Annotated in this window: 21 protein-coding genes and 1 tRNA gene; 16 read left to right on the top strand and 6 right to left on the bottom strand. The window is 68.4% G+C overall.

Annotated features, from left to right (window positions below; translation table 11 throughout):
• Positions 1–963, bottom strand: coding sequence for a DMT family transporter (locus tag H7F51_RS03915; RefSeq protein WP_246447708.1), 963 nt, complete (start codon positions 961–963; stop codon positions 1–3).
• 35 nt (positions 964–998) lie between these two features.
• On the opposite strand from H7F51_RS03915, the gene H7F51_RS03910 reads away from it, so the two are divergent.
• The gene (locus tag H7F51_RS03910; RefSeq protein WP_185662897.1) at positions 999–1,325 is read left to right on the top strand and encodes a GNAT family N-acetyltransferase; all 327 of its coding nucleotides are present in this window, start codon (positions 999–1,001) and stop codon (positions 1,323–1,325) included.
• A gap of 3 nt (positions 1,326–1,328) precedes the next feature.
• Complete coding sequence (locus H7F51_RS03905) at positions 1,329–1,874, top strand: NADPH-dependent FMN reductase (RefSeq protein WP_185662896.1); 546 nt, start codon at positions 1,329–1,331, stop codon at positions 1,872–1,874.
• Between the two features lie 217 nt (positions 1,875–2,091).
• Here H7F51_RS03905 and H7F51_RS03900 read toward each other — a convergent pair whose 3' ends face one another.
• The 3 genes from H7F51_RS03900 to H7F51_RS03890 form a co-directional block, all read right to left on the bottom strand.
• Positions 2,092–2,385, bottom strand: a complete 294-nt coding sequence (locus H7F51_RS03900) for a hypothetical protein (RefSeq protein ID WP_185662895.1) — start codon at positions 2,383–2,385, stop codon at positions 2,092–2,094.
• A gap of 110 nt (positions 2,386–2,495) precedes the next feature.
• Positions 2,496–2,672, bottom strand: coding sequence for a hypothetical protein (locus H7F51_RS03895; RefSeq protein ID WP_221773979.1), 177 nt, complete (start codon positions 2,670–2,672; stop codon positions 2,496–2,498).
• Between the two features lie 115 nt (positions 2,673–2,787).
• A tRNA-Thr gene (locus H7F51_RS03890) sits at positions 2,788–2,862 on the bottom strand.
• A gap of 136 nt (positions 2,863–2,998) precedes the next feature.
• On the opposite strand from H7F51_RS03890, the gene H7F51_RS03885 reads away from it, so the two are divergent.
• From H7F51_RS03885 to H7F51_RS03835, 11 genes are all read left to right on the top strand, one after another.
• Entirely contained in the window at positions 2,999–3,181 is a 183-nt protein-coding gene (locus tag H7F51_RS03885) for a hypothetical protein (protein ID WP_185662963.1), read from the top strand.
• Between the two features lie 45 nt (positions 3,182–3,226).
• Positions 3,227–3,913 carry a 2,3-diphosphoglycerate-dependent phosphoglycerate mutase gene (gene gpmA, locus H7F51_RS03880; protein ID WP_185662894.1) on the top strand — a complete coding sequence of 229 codons (687 nt, stop codon included), beginning with the start codon at positions 3,227–3,229 and terminating at the stop codon, positions 3,911–3,913.
• 1 nt (position 3,914) lies between these two features.
• Positions 3,915–4,394, top strand: coding sequence for a 5-(carboxyamino)imidazole ribonucleotide mutase (purE, locus tag H7F51_RS03875; RefSeq protein WP_185662893.1), 480 nt, complete (start codon positions 3,915–3,917; stop codon positions 4,392–4,394).
• A gap of 4 nt (positions 4,395–4,398) precedes the next feature.
• Entirely contained in the window at positions 4,399–5,460 is a 1,062-nt protein-coding gene (locus tag H7F51_RS03870; RefSeq protein ID WP_185662892.1) for a 5-(carboxyamino)imidazole ribonucleotide synthase, read from the top strand.
• On the top strand, positions 5,460–5,948 hold the full coding sequence (locus tag H7F51_RS03865; RefSeq protein ID WP_185662891.1) for a dihydrofolate reductase: 489 nt from the start codon (positions 5,460–5,462) through the stop codon (positions 5,946–5,948). Before H7F51_RS03870 ends, H7F51_RS03865 begins: the two co-directional genes overlap by 1 nt.
• Positions 5,945–6,868, top strand: a complete 924-nt coding sequence (locus H7F51_RS03860; protein ID WP_185662890.1) for a bifunctional riboflavin kinase/FAD synthetase — start codon at positions 5,945–5,947, stop codon at positions 6,866–6,868. Before H7F51_RS03865 ends, H7F51_RS03860 begins: the two co-directional genes overlap by 4 nt.
• On the top strand, positions 6,865–7,881 hold the full coding sequence (locus H7F51_RS03855) for a glycerophosphodiester phosphodiesterase family protein (RefSeq protein ID WP_185662889.1): 1,017 nt from the start codon (positions 6,865–6,867) through the stop codon (positions 7,879–7,881). The genes H7F51_RS03860 and H7F51_RS03855 overlap by 4 nt, the downstream gene beginning before the upstream one ends.
• 50 nt (positions 7,882–7,931) lie before the next feature.
• The gene (ileS, locus tag H7F51_RS03850) at positions 7,932–10,841 is read left to right on the top strand and encodes an isoleucine--tRNA ligase (protein WP_185662888.1); all 2,910 of its coding nucleotides are present in this window, start codon (positions 7,932–7,934) and stop codon (positions 10,839–10,841) included.
• Positions 10,841–11,353 (top strand): signal peptidase II, encoded by a 513-nt coding sequence (lspA, locus tag H7F51_RS03845; RefSeq protein WP_185662887.1) that lies wholly within the window; start codon positions 10,841–10,843, stop codon positions 11,351–11,353. Before ileS ends, lspA begins: the two co-directional genes overlap by 1 nt.
• 21 nt (positions 11,354–11,374) lie before the next feature.
• On the top strand, positions 11,375–11,788 hold the full coding sequence (locus H7F51_RS03840; RefSeq protein WP_185662886.1) for a DUF3035 domain-containing protein: 414 nt from the start codon (positions 11,375–11,377) through the stop codon (positions 11,786–11,788).
• 106 nt (positions 11,789–11,894) lie between these two features.
• Positions 11,895–13,124, top strand: coding sequence for an NAD(P)/FAD-dependent oxidoreductase (locus tag H7F51_RS03835; RefSeq protein WP_185662885.1), 1,230 nt, complete (start codon positions 11,895–11,897; stop codon positions 13,122–13,124).
• Here the strand turns inward: H7F51_RS03835 and queG are convergent.
• Positions 13,121–14,203 (bottom strand): tRNA epoxyqueuosine(34) reductase QueG, encoded by a 1,083-nt coding sequence (gene queG / locus H7F51_RS03830; protein WP_185662884.1) that lies wholly within the window; start codon positions 14,201–14,203, stop codon positions 13,121–13,123. The genes H7F51_RS03835 and queG overlap by 4 nt on opposite strands.
• A 46-nt stretch (positions 14,204–14,249) precedes the next feature.
• Here queG and H7F51_RS03825 point away from each other — a divergent pair, with 46 nt between their 5' ends.
• The 3 genes from H7F51_RS03825 to msrB all read left to right on the top strand — a co-directional run bounded on the left by H7F51_RS03825 (position 14,250) and on the right by msrB (position 17,055).
• Positions 14,250–15,275, top strand: coding sequence for an ABC transporter ATP-binding protein (locus tag H7F51_RS03825; protein ID WP_185662883.1), 1,026 nt, complete (start codon positions 14,250–14,252; stop codon positions 15,273–15,275).
• The gene (locus H7F51_RS03820; RefSeq protein WP_185662882.1) at positions 15,272–16,495 is read left to right on the top strand and encodes an ABC transporter permease; all 1,224 of its coding nucleotides are present in this window, start codon (positions 15,272–15,274) and stop codon (positions 16,493–16,495) included. The genes H7F51_RS03825 and H7F51_RS03820 overlap by 4 nt, the downstream gene beginning before the upstream one ends.
• A gap of 68 nt (positions 16,496–16,563) precedes the next feature.
• Positions 16,564–17,055, top strand: a complete 492-nt coding sequence (gene msrB / locus H7F51_RS03815) for a peptide-methionine (R)-S-oxide reductase MsrB (RefSeq protein ID WP_185662880.1) — start codon at positions 16,564–16,566, stop codon at positions 17,053–17,055.
• Between the two features lie 25 nt (positions 17,056–17,080).
• Here msrB and H7F51_RS03810 read toward each other — a convergent pair whose 3' ends face one another.
• Positions 17,081–17,722: a PilZ domain-containing protein gene (locus tag H7F51_RS03810; protein ID WP_185662879.1), complete on the bottom strand. Its 642-nt coding sequence runs from the start codon at positions 17,720–17,722 to the stop codon at positions 17,081–17,083.
• Positions 17,723–17,835: the final 113 nt, after the last annotated feature.

Raw genomic sequence — 17,835 nt, 5'->3', positions numbered from 1 at the left:
TCAGGCCTTTTCCCGCCCCGACAGGGCCACCAGCAACCCGGCCAGCGCAAGAAGCGATCCGCCAACCGCCAGCGCGGTCCAGCGGTAGCCCTCGAACAGGGTGGACAGCAGCATGGCGATTACCGGGGTGGCGACCCCGTTGTAGGCGGCGCGGCCGGCACCCCAGCGGCGGATCAGCTCGAAATAGAGCGGGAAGGTCAGGACCGAGCCGACGAGCCCCAGATAAAGCACCCCGCCCCAGTAGGCCGGGCGGGGATCGAAGCGCGGGGCGCCGTCGAGCGCGAGGGCGAGGACCGCGTCGATCAGCGTGCCCCAGAGCATGGCCCAGGCCAGCATCGGCACGGCGGGGACGGCGCGCACGGTGCGGGCGCCCTGCATCACGTTGACCAGCGAGGCGCAGGTGAGGCCTAGGAGGGTGAAGCCGATGCCGAGCAGGGCGGCGGACTGGACCGGGGCTACGCGCAGTTCATGCGCGAGGAGCAGGGCGATCCCGCCAAGCGCGACGGCCGAGCCGGCGAGGAAGCGCCCGGTCAGCTTCTGGCCAAGGAAGATCCGGGCGAGCACCGCGTTGGGGACCATCAGGAGGGCATAGAGCACGGCGACGATGCCCGAGGTGATGTGCTGCTCCGCGCGGTAGACGAACTGAAAATTGCCGCAGAACTGGAAAAGCCCGACCAACACGGCGAGGCGCTGCGCGCCGGGCGGCAGGCGCAGGGCGTCGCGCCGGGCGAGGGCGAGCAGGAAGCAGCCGGCGGTGGCGACGGCAAAGCGCCAGGTGATGGTCCAGCCCGGAGGCACGGCGCTGACCTGGTCCTTGATAACGAACCAGGTCGATCCCCAGATCAGGGCGACCAGCACGAAGGCCGCGACCAGCCGGCCCTGAACGGGGACGGCGGGCGTTTCGTCAGGGGCGGGGAACGGCATGACCTGCTGGCGGATTGCCCAAGGCGGGCGCGGGGTCAAGACCGCGCTTTGGCGTAGACAGGAGCAGCAAGGCAATGAATGCGAGCAACGGCAACAAGGCGCTGGAGATCGAGATCGTGGCGATCGATCAGGGCCGCGCGGGCGAATATCATGCGAAAGTGGCCGGCAGCGAGGCGATCAGCCGCATGACGTGGACCGAGCATGACGGCCCCGACGGGCCGGTGCGTTCGGCCAATCACACGCTGGTCCCGCGCCCGCTGGAAGGGCGCGGCATCGCCCGGCGGCTGGTCGAGAGGCTGGTGGCCGATGCGCGTGAGAAGGGCTACAAGATCGAGCCGCGCTGCTCCTTTGTCGAGGCGCAGTTCCGGCGTCATCCGGAATGGGCGGACTTGAGGGCCTGAATCATGGCAAGACTGATCGGAATCGGCGGCTCGCTCAGGGCAGGCTCCTACAATTCGGGCCTGCTGCGCGCGGCGGCGGAACTGATGCCGGAGGGTTCGACCCTCGAGGTCCATTCGATCCGCAGTGTGCCGCTCTACGACGCCGACGAGGAGGCCGCAATCGGCGTGCCGGACAGCGTGGCCGTGCTCAAGGAGGCGCTGGCCGGGGCGGACGGACTGCTTCTGGCCACGCCCGAATACAACAATTCGCTGCCCGGCGTGCTCAAGAACGCGATCGACTGGATGAGCCGGCCCCCGGCGGATTCGGCGCGGGTCTTTGCCGGCAAGGCAGCGGCTCTGGTCGGCGCATCGCCGGGCGGGTTCGGCACGATCCTCGCGCAGGAAGCCTGGCTGCCGGTGCTGCGCACGCTCGGCACGCGGCCGTGGTTCGGCCGCAAGCACTATGTCAGCCACGCGGGCAAACTGTTCGACGGGGATGGCAATCTGGTCGACGAGGCTGCACGCAAGGCGCTGGCCGAATACCTCGCCGCCTTCGTCAGCGCGATCTAGGCCGTAAACTCATAAACGGCGCGGCTGAGGCGCCGAAATGGCTGACATATCGGGCGAAGCCGCCCGCCGGGAAGGCTGGTTGCCTTTCCAAGGGCGGGTTTGGCCGAGATGGAAGCCATTTCCGCGTCCCGGAGGGATTTGACCAAAAGGGCCGATCGCAGCGTCGCCTCGGCCCTTTTGCCTCAAACCTCAGTCGCGCCGTTTGTGAGTTTACGGCCTAGGCGCCAAGGCGCCGCCGATTGGCGGTGACTTTTCGGCGGTAGTGCGCCACGCTGCGGCGGGCGATGGCCGGCTGGCTGGTGCCGAGCTGGCCGGTCAGAGCCCGCCATTGCAGCTGCCAGACGGCTTCGAGCTTTTCGCCGACCATCAGTTCGCCTTCGGCAAGGGCCGCCTTGTCCATCAGCGCGAGCCGGCCCAAACGGAGCCAGATCACCAGGGCGGCGTCGCAAGCGAGCAGCCAGGAATCGAAGGCGAGGTGCAGCCAGCGGCTGTCAGGCGTGAGCGTGGTCATCGCCATTCAACCGGCGAGACACAAGGCTGGTTCCGGATTGCGCTCGCAGATGCAAGATGGGCGCCGTCCCGGATGGAACGGCGCCCCTTGCGGCGTTGATGAAGGAAGATTCAGGCCCCGGTGCCGGGCTTGGCGGTCTTGGGTGCCTTGCCGTCTTCAATGCGGCCCTCATTGCGCAGGTCGCGGCCTTCCTGGGCCTTCTGCCGGCTTTCCGCAGACTTGCCGTGTTCGTAGGCTTCTTCCTTGAGATAGCCGGCGGCTTCCTTGGCCTTGCCTTCGATGCTCATGATGATCTCTCCTTGGTGCAATTGCACGGGGTACGAGATCCAAATGGCTGAAAACAAAGGGCGTTCCGTCATGCGGACGCCTTTGGAGGCCGGTTCGTCGAAACCGGGCGGGAAATGGTGCTGCTGGGGAGGATTGAACTCCCGACCTCAGCCTTACCAAGGATGCGCTCTACCACTGAGCTACAGCAGCACACCATTTCCGCCGCGCCGTAGAGGCCGTACCTCTGGGCGAGGCGGCGCTATTGGCTGGGGGTGGCGGGTTTGTCAAGCGGCGGAAATGAAGTCCGCCACTTGCCTGCGCCGGATCGGCTTGGCAGGGAGTGGCAATGGGCGGACACAGCGAGATGAGCCGCGAGGAGCGGCTGGCGGCGAAACTGCGCGAGAACCTGCGGCGCAGGAAGGCCCAGGCCCGCGCAATGGGCGCCGGAGAGGACGCGGGCGACCCGGATGCCTCCGAAACCGACGGCGAATCGGGCGCGCCCCTTCCCAAACAGAGCCCCAGCCGCTAGGGGCAGCCGACTTTATCGATAGACCGACAGGGAGCCTGGATACCCGTGCCGCGCTTGATTCTTGTTCGCCATGGCCAGAGCCAGTGGAACCTCGAAAACCGCTTCACCGGCTGGTGGGACGTCGACCTGACCGCGCAGGGCGAGGCCGAAGCCATCGCCGCGGGTCAACTGTTGGCCGAAAAGGGCGTGCTGCCGACGGTGGCGTTCACCTCGATCCAGACCCGCGCGATCAGGACCCTGCATTTCGCCCTCGAGGCGGCGGGCCGCCTGTGGATCCCGGAAACCAAGGACTGGCGGCTCAACGAGCGGCACTATGGCGGGCTGACCGGGCTCGACAAGGCCGAGACGGCGGCAAGGCACGGCGACGAGCAGGTCAAGATCTGGCGCCGTTCGTTCGACATTCCGCCGCCGGTGCTCGAAGCCGGCAGCCAGTACGACCTTGGCGGCGACGCACGCTATGCCGGAATCGCCATTCCCAATACCGAGAGCCTGAAGGACACGATCGCCCGAGTCCTGCCCTATTACGAAGCGGCGATCGCCCCTGAACTGCGCGCGGGGGAGACCGTGCTGATCGCGGCGCACGGCAATTCGCTGCGGGCGCTGGTCAAGCACCTGTCGAACATCGCCGATGCCGACATCACCGGGCTGGAAATCCCGACCGGCCAGCCGATCGTCTTCGAGCTTGACGAGAACCTCGTCGCGCTCGAGCGCTACTACCTGTCGGAGCGCTGAGATGGGCGCGCCGGTTGCTATCGTCATGGGCAGCCAGTCCGACTGGGCGACGATGAAGGGCGGCGCCGAGGTGCTGGAGAAACTGGGCGTCGAGACCGACGTGCGGATTGTCTCGGCCCACCGCACACCCGAGCGCCTGTTTGACTTCGCCAAGGGCGCGGCGGACGACGGCTTCAAGGTGATCATCGCCGGGGCCGGCGGCGCGGCGCACCTGCCGGGCATGGTCGCCAGCCTCACGCACTTGCCGGTGCTGGGCGTGCCGGTGCAGTCGCGCGCGCTTTCGGGGCAGGACAGTCTGCTCTCGATCGTGCAGATGCCCGCCGGAATCCCGGTCGGCACCCTCGCGATCGGCGAAGCCGGCGCGGTCAATGCGGGGCTGCTGGCGGCCGCGATCCTGGCGACGAGCGACGAGGCCCTTGCCGAACGGCTCAAGGATTTCCGCGCGAAGCAGACCGCGAGCGTGGCGGAAAGGCCCAGCTGAGACGATGATTCCGCCCGGAGAGACGATCGGGATCCTTGGCGGCGGCCAGCTCGGGCGGATGATCGCCATGGCCGCGGCCCAGCTCGGCTACCGCTGCCATGTCTATGCCCCTGAAGCCGAATCGGTGGCGGCCGAGGTGTGCAGCGCCTTCACCCAGGCCGAATACGACGATGCCGAGGCTCTTGCCCGCTTCGCCGCCGACTGCGCGGTGGTGACCTACGAGTTCGAGAACGTGCCGGTGGCGCCGCTTGCGGCGCTGGCCGCAACGCCGCTGCTGCCGGGCGCGCGGGCGCTGGAAGTGGCGCAGGACCGGCTGAGCGAGAAGACCTTCGTCAGCGAGCTGGGCGGACGCCCGGCCCCGTTCATGGCGGTGGACGGCAAGGCGGACCTGCTCGCCGCGGTCGACGCGATCGGGGCGCCGGGCATCCTCAAGACCCGGCGCGACGGCTATGACGGCAAGGGCCAGTGGCGCATTTCCTCACGCGAGGAGGCCGAGGCGCTTGACCTGCCGGACGGCACGCCCCTGATTTACGAGGGTTTCGTCACCTTCTCCGCCGAGTTCTCTGTGATCCTGTGCCGGGCGCCGGATGGCGACGTGCGCTTCTGGGATTCGGCGGAAAACGTGCACGAGAGCGGAATTCTCGCGCGGTCGACCATTCCGGCTTCGGCGATCGTCTCGGCCGAAGTCGCGGCCGCGCGGGCGCTGGCCCGCCAGGTGGCCGATGCGCTCGGCTATGTCGGCGTGCTGACGCTGGAATTCTTCGCGACGGACGAAGGCCCGGTGTTCAACGAGATGGCGCCGCGCGTCCACAATTCGGGGCACTGGACCATCGAGGGCGCAATCACCAGCCAGTTCGAGAACCATGTTCGCGCGATCTGCGGCTTGCCGCTGGGCGATACCCGCCTCGCCGCGAGCGGGGTGGTGATGGACAACCTGATCGGCGATGCCGCGCACGACTGGCCGGCGATCCTTTCCGACCCGGCCAATCACCTGCATCTCTATGGCAAGGCGGCGGCGCGGCCCGGCCGCAAGATGGGCCATGTGACGCGCCTGCTGCTGGCGTGATGTCGGGCGGGCTTTTCCTGATCGTGGCCGCCGCGCGAAACGGCGTGATCGGCGTAGACGGCGCCCTGCCTTGGCACATCCCGGCCGACCTCAAGCGGTTCAAGGCCCTGACCATGGGCCGGCCGATGATCATGGGGCGGCGCACGTTCGATTCGCTGCCCGGCCTTCTGCCCGGGCGCCGCCACATCGTCCTGACCCGCGACCGGGCATGGCGGGCCGAGGGCGCGGAAGTCGTGCATGATCTCGATGCGGCGCTCGCCCTGGCGGGCGAAGGCGAGGTGGCGGTGATCGGCGGAGCGGAGATCTTCGCCCTCGCCCTGCCCCGCGCCGCGCGGCTGGAGCTGACCGAGGTTCATGCCGAGATCGCCGGCGACACGGTGATGCCGCCGCTTGGGCCAGGCTGGCGCGAGACTGCCCGCGAGGAACATGACGCCGAGGGCACCCGGCCGGGCTATGCCTTCGTGACGCTGGAGCGCGCCGCGCCATGATCCGCCTCAACAGCAACGAGCCTTTTCCCGAGGCGCTGCGCGGCGGCATCCTCGCGCTCGGTAATTTCGACGGGCTGCACAAGGGCCACCAGGCCGTGGTGGCCGAGGCCGTCCGCTGGGCCCGTGCCGAGCGACGCCCGGCGATCTTCGCCACGTTCGAGCCGCACCCGCGCCGTTTCTTCGTGCCGCAAGCCCCTTGGTTTCGCCTGACCTCGATGGACCAGCGCGCCGAGCTGTTCGCCGCCGCCGGGGCCGACGCCATGCTGGTGATCGCCTTCGATGCCGAAATGGCTGCCCTGACCGGGCCGCAGTGGATCGAGCAGTTCCTTCACGCCAAGCTGGGTCTGGCCGGGGTGGTCACTGGTGAGGACTTCACCTTCGGCAGCGGGCGCAGCGGCTCGGCCGCGACGCTGGCCGAGGCGGGCGCGCGCTTCGGGATCGGCGCGCGCGCGGTTCCTCCCGTGCTCGATGGAGACGCGCCGGTCTCCTCCACCCGCATCCGCAACGCGCTGCAGGCCGGAGACTGCGCCGAGGCCAGCCGCCTGCTGACCCGGCCCTTTGCGATTCGCGGCGTGGTCCAGTCCGGCGACAAGTTGGGGCGGACCATCGGCTATCCCACCGCCAACCTGCCGCTGTGGCATTACCTGCGCCCGAAATACGGCATCTACGCCGTGCGCGGCCGGCTTGCGGGCGGACAAATGGTGGACGGCGTGGCCAATCTGGGCGTGCGGCCCATGTTCGATCCGCCCAAGGAATTGCTCGAACCCCATTTCTTCGCTTTTTCCGGCGACCTTTACGGACAGGAGATCGAGGTGGAACTGCACCACTACATCCGGCCCGAACAGAAATTCGACGGACTGGACGCGCTGATCGCCCAGATCGGGCGGGATTGCGAAGCGGCAAGGGCCCTGCTCGCGTGAGCCGGGCGCTGCGGGTCGCGGCATTCCTCGGCGCCCTGGCCATCCTGGCCCTGACCTTCATCAATGCAAGCTGGCTGGCCGATGCGCCGCCGGGCCGGGTTCGGCTGGTCGCGATCGGCGGCGTCCACCCGGTTGCGGCGGGCGGCGGCCCCTGCCCCGCGATCGAGCCGCCGCTGCACGACTATCTGGCCGATACGAAGAGCGGGATGGTCGCGGCCGGGCGGATGGGCGCACAGATGGTCACGCTCGACCTGCAGGTGACGCGCGACGGGCACCTTGTCCTCCTGCCCGGCGCAGACCTGTCCTGCCGCACGGACGGACAGGGCACGGTGGGCGAGCATACGCTGGCCGAAATCGCCGCGCTCGATGCCGGGCATGGCTATAGCGCCGATGGCGGCAAGACCTTCCCCTTCCGGGGCCGCGCGGTGGGCGCGATCCCGCGGCTGGAGGAAGTGCTGGCCCTGCTGCCCGACAAGCCGATGCTGTTCGACCTTCCCGCCGATCCCCGCGCGGGCGCGCAACTGGTGGAAACGCTGCGCGCGGTGAGGCGCGATCCGCTCACCGTGGGCGACGGCTTTCGCGGTCTCGCCGCCGACCTTGCCCCGATCCGCAAGGCCTGGCCCGAGGCCTGGCTGTGGGACCGCACCCGCGCCGCGCAATGCTCGGCCGCCTATCGCTGGCAGGGCTGGCTCGGCCTGACACCCGCCATTTGCAAGGGCCAGACGCTGGTCGTGCCGAGCGACAAGGCCTGGTCCTTTGCCGGCTGGCCTGACCGGGTTCAGGCGCGGATGGCCAATGTGGGCGCGAAAGTGGTGATGACGGGCCCCGGCGGCGCGGGCCTGCAGCTCCCCGAGCAGATCGGCGCGATCCCGGTCAGCTATACCGGCTATGTCATGGTCGAGGATATCTGGGCGGTCGGCCCGGCCCTGCGCCCGGACTTCAACAGGCGCACGCCGCTGGAGGAGCAGGAGTTGGCCAAGGCGCTGGAGGCGCGGCGCAAGCGGGCCGAGTAACGCATCGCGCATTTGCAGGAATCCCCCGCTGCCGCTAAGGCCCGCCGGTCATGACCGAGCAGCGCGATTTCCGTTCGACCGTCTTCCTCCCGAAGACCGATTTTCCGATGAAGGCGGGCCTTCCCCAGAAGGAGCCGGGCATTCTCGCGCGCTGGCTGGGCGAGGGGCTTTACGGCAAGCTGCGCGAAGCGCGCAGCGGCCGGGAAAAGTTCATCCTGCATGACGGCCCGCCCTATGCGAACGGCGACATTCACGTCGGCCACGCGCTGAACCACATCCTCAAGGACATGGTGGTGCGCACGCAGAGCCTGCTCGGCAAGGACGCGCCCTATGTTCCGGGGTGGGATTGCCACGGCCTGCCGATCGAATGGAAGGTCGAGGAGCTTTACCGCAAGAAGAAGCTCAACAAGGACGAGGTCGACCCGGTCGAGTTTAGGGCCGAGTGCCGCGCCTATGCCCAGAAGTGGGTCGACACCCAGCGCGAGCAGTTGAAGCGCCTCGGCGTCAACGGGGACTGGGACAATCCTTATCTGACGATGGACTTCCAGGCGGAAGCGACGATCGTCGGTGAACTGCTCAAGTTTGCCACGAGCGGCCAGCTCTATCGCGGGGCCAAGCCGGTGATGTGGAGCCCGGTCGAAAAGACCGCGCTGGCCGAGGCCGAGGTGGAATACGAGGATATCGTCTCGACGCAGGTCGATATCGCCTTTGAGATCGTGGAATCGCCGATTGAAGCGCTGAAGGGCGCCCATGCGGTGATCTGGACGACGACGCCGTGGACGATCCCGACCAATCAGGCTTTGGCCTATGGGCCGGAGGTTGAGTATGTGCTGGCATTCCTCAAGGCCGCTGTTCCGAATAGCCCGTTCGATGGTCTTTACGGCTTCCCTGTTGTTGTCGCTGAGGCTTTGCTCGAACAATTTGTCGGTCGCCTGAAAGCAGCTGGCGAGATTGACGGCGAGAAAATCTCTGGCGTGGAGATCGAGGTCACCAAGCGCTTCAAGGGCGCGGAACTGGCCGGGACAATTGCCAAGCATCCAATGAGCGTATGCGGCGGGTTCTTCGCCAAGCCGCGTCCGTTCCTGCCGGGCGATTTCGTTACCACCGAATCGGGCACGGGCCTCGTCCACATGGCGCCGGATCACGGCGAGGACGACTTCCTGCTGTGCAAGGCCCACGGGATCGACCCGGTCTTCGCGGTGGAGGGCGACGGCAAGTACCGCGCCGACTGGCTGTGGCTGGGCGGCGAAGGCTCGGTGATCAACCCGAAGTTCAACGCGCCGGACGGGCCGATCTGCACCGCCCTGCGCGAAGCGGGCGGGCTTCTGGCCGCCAGCGCCGACTACAAGCACAGCTACCCGCACTCGTGGCGCTCGAAGGCCAAGGTGATCTTCCGCTGCACCCCGCAGTGGTTCGTGCCGATGGACAAGAAGATCGACCGCCAGACCGCGCTTTGCGCGACCGAGGCCGGCATCCGCGCAAGCCAAGGCGAGGGCGAAACCCTGCGTGACCTTGCGCTCCACGCCATCGCCGAGACCCGCTTCGTGCCCGACAAGGGGCGCAACCGGATCGGCTCGATGGTTGAGGGCCGCCCGGACTGGGTGCTTTCGCGCCAGCGCGCCTGGGGCGTGCCGATCACCCTGTTTGTCGAGCGCAAGAGCGGGCAGTACCTCGTCGATGCCGAGGTCAATGCCCGGATCGTCGCGGCCGTGCGCGAAAAGGGCGTCGATGCCTGGTCCGATGCGGCGGCGCAGGCGCTGCTGGGCGACAAGTATGACGCCGCCGACTATGAGCGCGTGGCCGACATTCTCGACGTGTGGTTCGATTCGGGTTCGACCCATGCCTTCGTGCTCGAAAGCGGACGCTGGTCGGAACTGCTCCGCCCGGCGGGCTACACCCAGCCCCCGGCCGACCTTTACCTCGAAGGGTCGGACCAGCATCGCGGCTGGTTCCAGTCCTCGCTGCTGGAAAGCTGCGCGACGCGCGGCCGGGCGCCGTACAAGGCGGTGCTGACTCACGGGTTCACGATGGATTCGAAGGGCATGAAGATGTCCAAGAGCCTCGGCAACACGGTCGACCCGATCAAGGTGATGGAGACTTACGGCGCCGACATCGTCCGCCTCTGGGCGCTCTCGGTCGACTATACCGAGGACCACCGCATCGGGGACGAGATCCTCAAGGGCGTGGCCGACCAGTACCGCAAGCTGCGCAACACCTTCCGCTACCTGCTCGGCGCGCTCGACAGCTTCGACTTTGCGGCGGAAGGCGTGGCCCATGGCGAGATGCCCGAGCTGGAGCGCTATGTGCTGCACCGGCTGGCCGAGCTGGACGCCACGTTGCGCCGCGCAATCGCGGACTTCGATTTCAACGAATATACCCGCGCCCTGATCGAGTTCTGCAACGAGGACTTGTCCGCCTTCTTCTTCGATATCCGCAAGGACTGCCTCTACTGCGACGCGCCGACCGATCCGAAGCGGCGCGCCTATCGCACGGTGCTCGACCTGCTGTTCCAGGCGCTGGTGCGCTATGGCGCGCCGGTGCTAGTCTTCACCGCCGAGGAAGTCTGGGCCAGCCGCTTCCCCGAGCGTGGGTCGATCCATCTGGAAGAGCTGCATGCGCTGCCGGGCGAATTCCTCGATCCGGTGCTGGGTGAGCGTTTCGCCGCCCTGCGCGCGCTACGCACCGAAGTGACCGAGGCTATCGAGCCGCTGCGCCGCGACAAGGTGATCGGATCGAGCCTGGCGGCCGAAGTGACCGTTCCGGCGGGCGCACCCGAAGGCGATCTGGCCGAGCTGTTCATCACCGCGAAAGTCGCGCGCGGGCAGGGCGATACGGTGACCATCACCCCCACCACCGACCACAAGTGCGGCCGCTGCTGGCGCCACCTCCCCGAGGTGAGCGAGGACGGCGCGCTGTGCGAGCGCTGCGACGATGTTGTGGCGGAAGTGGACGCGGCCTGATGACGCCCGGCGCGCGGCGCGCCGCCGGTTTCGGCGTGGCCGGGCTGGTGTTCGCGGCTGACCAGTTGGTCAAGGCGCTGATGATCGGTCCGTTCGCCCTGCCCGAGCGGCAGGTGATCGAACTGATCCCGGCCTTCGACCTGCGCTGGGCCCAGAACTACGGCGTTTCCTTCTCGCTGTTCACCGCCGGGAGCGACGGCTCGCGCTGGGCGCTGGTGGCGCTGACCGCGGCTATCGCGCTGGGCGTGATGGTGTGGATGCTGCGCGAGAAGGCGCTGGCCGAGATCGCCGCGCTGGGCATGGTGCTGGGCGGCGCGCTCGGCAATATCCTGGACCGGGCGCGGCTCGGCTACGTGGTCGACTATGCCGACCTCCATTTCGGCGAATTCCGCCCCTTCCAGATCTTCAACCTGGCCGATGCCGCGATCAGCATCGGCGTGGTGATTGTCCTTGCCCGCTCGTTCCTTTCGCGCGAAAAGCACCGCGACGAAACGGGCAGCCAAACGGCGTGATGCCTCGGAGAGCTTGATACCATGCGCAAGTTGCACTCGATCCTTATTCTCGCCTCGGCCTCGGCGGCGCTTGCCGGTTGCGGCTCTGGCGGCGGGCTGATTCACCGCGCCCGGCCGGACGAGTTCGCCGTGCAGCGCCAGGCCCCGCTGGTCATCCCGCCCGATTTCGCGCTGACCCCGCCCAAGCCCGGCGCCCCCCGCCCGACCGAGACCAACGCCCAGCAGCAGACGCTCGACGCCCTGTTCGGCGGCTCGGCCCCGCGCAGCCCGGTCGAATCGAATGCGGTCAGCCGCGCCGGCACCCCGGCCCCGGGCATCCGCTCGCAAGTGGGTGACGAACAGACCAACACCGTCGCCAAGGGCGAACTGACCCGCGACATCCTCGCCGCCCCGCAGGGCGACGGGCGTGAGGCCCAGACCACCATCCCGGGCTGATTTCGCGATTCATTAATTCTCACCTGCATCAATCTGGAGAGCGGTGGCGCTTGACGCGCCGCCGCTTTTCGCGTTTCGCCGCAGGCAAATCTTGCGGAGAATTGCCATGAGCGGAGCGGATGTCGTCATCGTCGGTGCGGGCCATGCCGGGGCCCAGGCGGCGATTGCGCTGCGGCAGAACGGCTTTGCCGGGACGATCACGATGATAGGGCGCGAGCCGGAGCCGCCCTATGAGCGTCCGCCGCTGTCCAAGGAATATTTCGCCCGCGAGAAGACCTTCGAGCGGCTCTATATCCGCCCGCCGCACTTCTGGGGCGAAAAGGGCGTGACCCTGATGCTCGGCACCGAGGTCACCTCGGTCGACCCGCTGGGCAAGGTGCTGACCCTGTCGGACGGCGAGACCTTTACCTATGGCCAGCTGATCTGGGCCGCTGGCGGCGATCCGCGCCGCCTGTCGTGCAAGGGCGCCGAACTGGCGGGCGTTCACGCCGTGCGCACCCGCGCCGACTGCGACCAGCTGATGGGCGAGATCGATGGCGGGGTGAAGAACATCGTCGTGATCGGCGGCGGCTACATCGGGCTGGAAGCAGCCGCTGTGCTGACCAAGCTCGGCTGCCACGTCACCTTGCTCGAAGCGCTCCCCCGCGTGCTGGCGCGCGTCGCCGGGCCGGAACTCTCGGCCTTCTACGAGAAGGAGCACCGCGACCACGGGGTCGACCTGCGCACCGGCGTGGCGGTCGAGAGCCTGGAAGGTGACGGCCGCGTGCGCGGGGTCAAGCTGGCCGATGGCGAAGTGATCCCGGCCAGTGCCGTGATCGTCGGCATCGGCATCGTCCCGGCCGTCGCCCCGCTGATCGCGGCCGGCGCGGCGGGCGGCAACGGGCTCGACGTCGACGAGTTCTGCCGCACCTCGCTGCCCGACGTCTATGCCGTGGGCGACTGCGCCGCCTTCGCCTGCGACTATGCCGGCGGCGCGGTGATGCGGGTCGAATCGGTCCAGAATGCCAACGACCAGGCGACCAGCGTGGCCAAGGCGATCTGCGGCGAGGAGAAGGCCTACCATGCCTTCCCGTGGTTCTGGTCCAACCAGTATGACCTGCGCCTGCAGACCGCCGGGCTCTCGGTCGGCTATGACCAGACCGTGCTGCGCGGCGATCCGGCCACGCGCTCGTTCTCGGTGATCTATCTCAAGCACGGCAAGGTCATCGCGCTCGACTGCGTCAACATGACCAAGGACTATGTGCAGGGCCGCAAGCTGGTCGAAGCCGGCGTGGCCGTGGACCCGGCCCAGCTGGCCGATGCCTCGGTGCCGCTGAAGGAGCTGATGCCGGCCTAAGTCAGGCTGCGCGGGCGTAGCCGCTGTTCGGCCCATTCCGCCGCATCCGCCACGACCGGATCGGGATCGTCCCGCAGCCCCGCCACCTGCGCCAGCAGAGCGGCATCGCCGCTGTTGCCTGCCGCATAGAGGCAATTGCGGATGAAGCGATTGCGCCCGATGCGCTTGATCGGGGAGCCGGCGAAGAGGGCACGGAAGCCCGCGTCATCGAGCGCGAGCAGTTCGCCAAGGCGCGGTGCGGTGAGTTCGGCGCGGGGGAGGAAGGCGCGGTTGGCAGCGCCCTCAGCGGCGAACTTGTTCCATGGGCAGACGGCGAGGCAATCGTCGCAGCCGTAGATGCGGTTGCCCATGGCGGCGCGGAATTCCTCAGGCCAGGCGCCCTTGTGCTCGATCGTCAGGTAGGAAAGGCACCGTCGGGCGTCGAGCCGGTAGGGCTCGGGAAAGGCCGCGGTGGGGCAGGCCTGCTGGCAGGCGCGGCACGAGCCGCAGCGGTCCCGCGCCGGGACGTCGGGTTCGAGCGCGAGGGTGGTGTAGATCGCACCGAGGAACAGCCATGAGCCGTGATCGCGGCTGACGAGATTGGTGTGCTTGCCCTGCCAGCCCAGCCCGGCGGCGGCGGAGAGCGGCTTTTCCGGGACCGGGGCGGTGTCGACGAAGACCTTGACCCCGACCGCGCCGAGCCCGCGCCTTTCGCATTCCGCCACCAGCCAGCGGGCCAGGGCCTTGAGCGTGCGCTTGACCGTGTCGTGATAGTCGGCGCCCTGGGCATAGACCGAGATCCGCCCGCGCGAGGGCGCCTTGGCCAGAGCGAGCGGATCGCGCGCCGGAGCGTAGCTTATGCCCAGCGCGATGACGCTTTCCGCCTCGGGCCAGAGCGACTGGGGGCCCCGGCGGTGGTGGGCGCGCTCGGCCATCCATTCCATCGTCCCGTGCATCCCGGCGCCGAGCCAGTCCCCCAGGCGAGAGGCATGGCGCAGGTCGTCGCCCGCCGGGGCGATCCCGCAGGCAGCGAAGCCGAGCCGCTGGGCTTCGACGAAAAGGGCCTGTTTCAGGCCAGACGAGGCTTCATCTTTAACCAATCCGCCCTAGGACCTCTTCACGAACGGGATAATGGCTCGCACATAGATGCTCATGGACCTAGGTGAATGGAACAGCTCCGGCAACGGCGCGCTTGAGAGCGCGGAATTGGCTGGCGGCGAACGCCCGCTGGCGATCGAGGCGCGCGGACTGGTCAAGCGGTTCGACGGGTTCACCGCGGTCGACGGGGTGGACCTGTCGGTGCCCGAAGGGGTGATCTACGGCGTGCTCGGCCCTAATGGCGCGGGCAAGACCACCACCTTGCGGATGCTGCTGGGGATCATCGACCCTGACGACGGCGTGCGCCGGGTGCTGGGCGCGGAGCGCCCACACGACGTTTCCCACCTGATCGGCTACCTGCCGGAAGAACGCGGGCTCTATCCGGCAATGAAGGCCGTCGAGGCCATCGCCTTCGTCGGCGCCCTGCGCGGCCTGCCGCTGCCGGAAGGGCGGCGGCGCGGGCGACAGCTGCTGGAGGAACACGGCCTCGGCCATGCCGCCGACCGGCAGATCCGCCAGCTGTCCAAGGGCATGGCCCAGCAGGTACAGATCCTGAGCTGCCTGGTTCACGAGCCGAGGCTGGTGATCTTTGACGAGCCGTTTTCCGGGCTCGATGCGATCAACCAGGGACGGCTGGAAAAGATGATGCGTTCGCTGGTCGAGCGCGGGACCACGGTGATCTTCTCGACTCACGTGATCGCTCATGCCGAGCGGCTGTGCGACCGGATCGCGATCATCGCCGGGGGCAAGGTGCCGTTTGCCGGGCCGGTCGACCTTGCACGCGACCGTATCCCCGCGCAGGTCCGGCTCGAGACGCGTCATGCCGACGGACCGTGGCGCTCCGCCCTGCCCGCCGATGCGCGGACCGAGCGCAAGGGCAATGGTTCGGCCTATTTCTTTTTCGCCCTGCCCGACGGCGGGATCGAGCCGCTGCTGCGCGCCCTGATCGAGGGCGAGGCGGGCATCCTCTCGCTCTCGATCGAGCGGGCGGGCCTGCACGATGCCTTCGTGGCCATTGCCGGCGAGGCGGCGGCGCGGGCCCTGGCCGAGAACGGCGAGGAGGAGAGCCGATGATGGGCGGACGAAAGGGCGGACGCCTCTCCATTCTCGCGGCCGCGCTGATCGTGGCGCGGCGCGATTTCGTGGCCGTGCTGTGGTCGCGCAGCTTCGTCGCTTTCCTCGCCGGGCCGCTGTTCATGCTGGTCGTGGTCTCGCTCGCCAGCGGGCTCGGCCGGAAGGTCGAGCAGAACGCAGCCCAGCCGGTGCTGGGCGTGGCCATGTCCGCGCCGGATGCGGCCGCGCTGGTCTCCGCGCGCAATCGCCTGAACGAGGCGCTGGACGATTCGCTGCCGGTGCTGGCGGTGCTCGATCCCCCGGCGGCAACGGCTGACCCCGCGCGCGTGCTGAGCGACAACCGGGCGCTCGCCAATGCCATCGTCACCGGCTCTCCGGCGAAGCCCGTCCTGACCGGCCCGCCCGAACTGGTCGACGACTGGCGCGGACCGCTGGCGCTGATGGCGGCCGAGGCCGCGGGTGAGGCACCGCGCCAGTTCCCGCATGTTGCCGTACACCGCACCGGCGTGGTCGGCGCGCCGGACGACCGGATCGGCCGGATGCGCACGGCCCAGGCCGGGCAAACCGTGATGTTCCTGCTCACCATGTTGCTGGCGGGCATGGTCCTGTCCAACCTGGTCGAGGAAAAGGCCAACAAGATCATCGAGGTGCTGGCCGCGGCGATCCCGATGGACGCGGTGTTCCTCGGCAAGCTCTTCGCCATGCTGGCGGTGTCCTTCGTCGGCATCTGCGTCTGGGGCACGACAATCGGCTCGATCCTGCTGGCGGGCGGACGTTCGCTTTCCGAGCTGACCGCGCCTGCCGTGGGCTGGCCGGCCTTCCTCACGCTCGGCGTGGTCTATTTCGCCATGGCCTACCTGCTGCTCGGCTCGGTCTTCCTGACCATCGGCTCGATGGCCTCGACCGTGCGCGAGGTGCAGACCCTGTCGATGCCGGTGACCATGCTCCAGCTGGTGGTGTTCTTCTTCGCCTCCTATGCCATGGCCTCGCCCCATGCCCCGATCGAGCAGGCCGCCTCGCTGGTCCCGTTCTCCTCGCCCTATGCCATGCTGGCGCGGGCGGCGCAGGAGCCGGGGCTTGGCCAGCACCTCGTCGCGCTGGGTTACCAGGCGGCATGGGTGGCGCTGTTCGTGCGGGTCGGCTCTCGCCTGTTCCGCTGCAAGGTGATGAAGAGCGGCCCGGCCCCGGTCCGCGGCAAGGCGAAGACGCGGACCGCCTGACCCCCTCGCCGTGCGGGGCGGCAATGCTTATATGTCAGGGACGAATGCCAGTCGGGGAGAGCCACGCCATGCCAGACCACAAGGTCACCGTTTCACGCCGCGTGCTGCTTGGCTGGGCCGGCTCAACCCTTGCGCTCGCCGCCTGCGGCTCGGGCCAGGCCGAAGCCGCGACCTATCCGGTTCGCCATAGCGTGGACGAATGGCGCAGGCTGCTGACGCCCGGCCAGTTCTGGATCCTGCGCGAAAAGGGCACCGAGCGGCCCGGCTCCTCACCCCTGCTGAACGAGCACCGCAAGGGCACCTTCCTGTGCGCCGGGTGCGACCTCGACCTTTTCGCCTCGTCCACCAAGTTCGACAGCCACACCGGCTGGCCCAGCTTCTGGGCGCCGCTCAAGAACGCGGTCGGCTACTCGACCGACTGGGACACCGGCGACCCCAGGCAGGAAGTTCACTGCCGGCGCTGCGGCGGCCACCTCGGCCACGTATTCGATGATGGCCCGCGCCCGACCGGCAAGCGCTATTGCATGAATGGGCTGGCCCTGAAATTCCGGGCGGGGTGAAAGCCGCAACGGCCCCGCATGCCCCTCAGGCGCAGCGCGAATCCGGGCCGGCCACGCCGCGCGCCTGAAGGCGGGCGATCAGGCGGGCGAATTCATCGAGACGGAAGGTCTGCTCGAAAACCAGGCCGATTCCCGCGGCACGGCGCCAGCGGACCTTGGAGACGATCGGCGCCAACCCCGGGATCTCGAGCCGGACCTGCTGGTCGACCGCAAGCTGGACGTCGCAGCCCAGCTGGGCGCCCTGCTGCGACAGGTCGCGCAGTTCGACCGGAATTTCCTCGCGACCGGCGACGAGCGTGGCGGCAATGGCCAGCCGCACGCGGACCGGGCGCTTGCGGAAGCGGCCCTCTTCATTGAGCAGGTATTCGACCGGAACCGCCTCGCGGAAGCGCAGGCCGATGTGCTCCTCGCGCTCCCACACCCGCTCGACCGGGTAACGGTCGCCGTTGCCCAGTTCGAGGGTGACCGGGCCTTCCTCCGGCAGCTCGTGGAACAGGCGGGCCTTGCAGCCGCCGGGCGATACGTCGCGCAGCACGCAGAGGAATTCCTGGCCATCGGCAAAGGCCAGCTTGGCCGGACGAATCAGCAGATTGAACCGCGAACCGCTGCGCTGCTCCCCCGCGCCGGCAGGCGAGCCATCAGGCAGGTCGCGTTCGTCTTCGTGCATCGTGCGTGCCCCCGCGGCGGGAAACCGATCCCCCCATATGCTTCCGGGATGATGACTTAAGCCGGGGCTCGTTGAATCAGGCTGAGCAAACAAGGTTACCGCGCGCGCAACAC

The organism is Novosphingobium flavum (assembly GCF_014230315.1).
GTDB lineage: Bacteria > Pseudomonadota > Alphaproteobacteria > Sphingomonadales > Sphingomonadaceae > Novosphingobium > Novosphingobium flavum.
This window is presented reverse-complemented; position numbering and strand designations above follow the sequence as displayed.